Raw genomic sequence first — 3,057 nt, forward strand, 5'->3', positions numbered from 1 at the left:
GCGGCCACCATACAGACGATGCCGACGACGATCTGCATCCAACGCGCGCCTTCGGAAATGGGCGCCTGCGAGCCGCCGGAACTGTTAAAAGCTGGCCTCTGGGATTCTGTCGATCCAACCATCATTCCCTCCCGTGGGATTGCGACGCTTTGATACCGGGCATGAGGGTCCCCTTGGGCGGGCGAGGCGGTGTCCGAGCGAGCGTCCGCATCGCCGCGTCATGGGCGGCCTTGTTCCGTGCCGATGTGAGTCATGGTTCATTGGTGTGCTGGAGAGCCGGTCACGCTGACCCTGCGTTCGTGGCGCTCCAGATACGGCATATGGTATGCCAGAGACATGATTGTTGGCAACACGAACTTTTGACGTGCTGCGCTTTTCATCCGAAAATTTTCCGGGCTTCCGAAAACCGGACGGCCGGAAGGGTCAGCCCCAGCCTGCGGGCGGGCCTCCGTGGCGTTCTCACGATTGGATGAGCGAGGCGCCGACCGTCGTCTTCAGACGGTCGCGGACGCGGCGCGGGACGAGGCCGTGACCACAAGCGCCGCGATGGCCGCCGCCAGCGGCACGAAGGACACCCAGAGCACCGAATCCCAGCCGAACGCCGCCAGCAGCCCGCCGGACGCGAAGGACCCCAGGGCCATCGTGCCGAACACGATGAAGTCGTTGAGCGACTGCACCTGCGTCTTCTCCTCCGGGCGGTGGCACTCCAGAACGAGCGCGGAGGCCCCGAGGAAGCCGAAGTTCCAGCCGACCCCCAGCAGGATCAGGCTGACCCAGAAATGCGCCACATCGATGCCCCCCAGCCCGACCGCTGCGGAAGCGGCGATCAGGCCCAGGCCGGCGAACACGATCCGGGATGCGCCGAACCGCTCGACCAGACGTCCGGTGACGAAGCTCGGGGCGTACATGGCGATCACATGCCATTGCAGGCCGAGGTTGGACACCTCCTGCGACAGGCCGCACAGCCGCATCGCCAGCGGGGCCGCCGTCATGATGAAGTTCATCAGCAGATAGGAGACGACCCCGCACAGCACGGCGGTGACGAATCGCGGCTGGCGCGCGATGACGCCGAGCGGCCGTCCCCCGGCGGCTTCCGCCGCAGTCGGCATCGGCAGCCGCACGCCGACCAGAACCAGCGCGGACACCGCCGCCACGGCGGCCTGGGCAAGGAAGGTCGCTAGGAACAGGTGCGGCGGCCAGACATCCATGGTGACGGTGACGAGCTGCGGTCCGATCACCCCGGCGAACACCCCGCCCGCCATCACGGCCGACATGGCCCGCGGCCGCCGCTCCGGCTCGACGCAATCGGTCGCGGCGAAGCGGAAGGAGAGGACCACGGCGGCGTAGGCGCCGCCGGGGATCATCGCCGCGCAGAACAGCCAGAAGTTCCCCAGAATCACCGCCAGGGCGGAGAGCAGCCCGACGAGCACGCCGCACCCCGTCCCCGCCAGGAAGGCGGCACGCCGCCCACGGCGCCGGGCAATGGCCCCGGCGGGAATGGTGCAGACCGCCATGCCCACGACGAAGACGGAGAGCGGCAGCGTGGCCAGTGCCGAGCTGGGCGCCAGCGTGTTCCCGACGATGGCCCCCGTCGCGTAGACGACCACCGCGTTGGCGCCGGCCAGCGCTTGCGCCGCCGCCAGCCGCAGAACGTTCGCCGTCCCGTGAGCGTAAAGGCCCTGTGCATAAGGGGTGGTGTCGGCTTGGCTCATGACGGTCCTCGGGACTGGCTCTGTCGCGGTTGCCCCAGGCTTACCGACCCGCCATCATGAATAGAAGTGGTATGTTCTCATGATTGGATGAGCCGGAGTCATGAATGATTGACCGCCAGATCCTCGCGATCCTGCGGGAGGTGGATCGGGCGGGCAGCGTCACCGCCGCCGCCGAACGCCTGAATCTCAGCCAGTCGGCGCTGAGCCACACGATGCGCAAATTCGAGGAACGCTGCGGCGTCGAAATCTGGATGAAGAAGGGGCGGAGCCTCCGCTTCACCCAGGCTGGCCGGCATCTTTTGGCGCTGGCGCAGCGCCTGCTGCCGCAGTTCGAGCACGCCGAACGGGTTCTCGCCGATTTCGCGTCGGGCCGCCGCGGGGCGTTCCGGGTGGGCATGGAATGCCATCCCTGCCAAGCTTGGCTGATGCGGATGACCGCCCGCTATCTCACCCAATGGCCGGACGTGGATTTCGAGGTCCGCACCGCCTTCCGCTTCGACGGCTTGGCTGCGCTGCTCGACAACGAGATCGATCTGCTGATCACGCCCGACCCCATCGAGAGCGCCGACGTCCTGTTCACACCGGTCTTCGATTACGAACTCGTCCTCGTGGTGCATGACGCGCACCCGCTCGCCGCGCGGGATGGGGCGCAGCCGGAAGACCTTTGTGCGGAGGAATTGATCACGGTCCCGGTCAGCCTGGAACGGTTGGACGTCTACACCCGCTTTCTCGTCCCCGCCCATTGCCGTCCGCGTCGCCACAAGACCGTGGAGTCGACCGACCTGATGCTCCAGCTCGTCGCCGCCCGGCGTGGGGTTACCGTCCTGCCGGACTGGCTGGTGCGGGAGGACGGTGCCGGCCTGCCCATCCGCAGTGTGCGTTTGGGAACCGAGGGCATCGGCAAGAGCATTCATCTCGGCGTCCGCCGCGGCGAGGAGGGCGTGGATTACATCGCCGGCTTCCTGACGCTCGCGCTGTCAGCGGATCAATAAGCAAGTGAGCAAAAAAAATGGCCGTGCTGTTGCCAGCACGGCCAGTGATTTCGAGAGGCTCGCATAAATGCAGAGCAACAACCCGCCCGATACAAAGGGTGAAGCACCCTGTGCAAGACCAAGATGACTGGTCTGACCACTCGCCGCAATGCCCCATTTTCAGCTTTCCACATTGCGGAAATAGCCCCCTTCCCCGCCCGAATACACAACAAGGAAGACCGCGCCGTTGCCGGCGCGGCCAGTCACTTCGGGGAAACACCACTGCGAAGAAAACGGATCAGCCCTTGAAGACCTTCAGCATGGTGGAACCCAGGCTGGCGGGGCTGTCGGCGACGGCGATGCCGACGGACTTC

At 66.3% G+C, this 3,057-nt stretch carries 2 protein-coding genes; one reads left to right on the top strand and one right to left on the bottom strand.

The window, feature by feature from the left end:
• Positions 1-494: 494 nt before the first annotated feature.
• A complete protein-coding gene (locus tag Q4I23_RS31885) occupies positions 495-1,712 on the bottom strand; it encodes an MFS transporter (protein ID WP_498528891.1) in 1,218 nt (405 codons plus the stop codon).
• A 104-nt stretch (positions 1,713-1,816) separates the two neighbouring features.
• Here Q4I23_RS31885 and Q4I23_RS31890 point away from each other — a divergent pair, with 104 nt between their 5' ends.
• Positions 1,817-2,704 (top strand): LysR family transcriptional regulator, encoded by an 888-nt coding sequence (locus tag Q4I23_RS31890; protein WP_498528892.1) that lies wholly within the window; start codon positions 1,817-1,819, stop codon positions 2,702-2,704.
• The last annotated feature ends 353 nt before the right edge of the window (positions 2,705-3,057 follow it).

It is taken from the genome of Azospirillum sp. UFLA03-27, assembly GCF_059803775.1.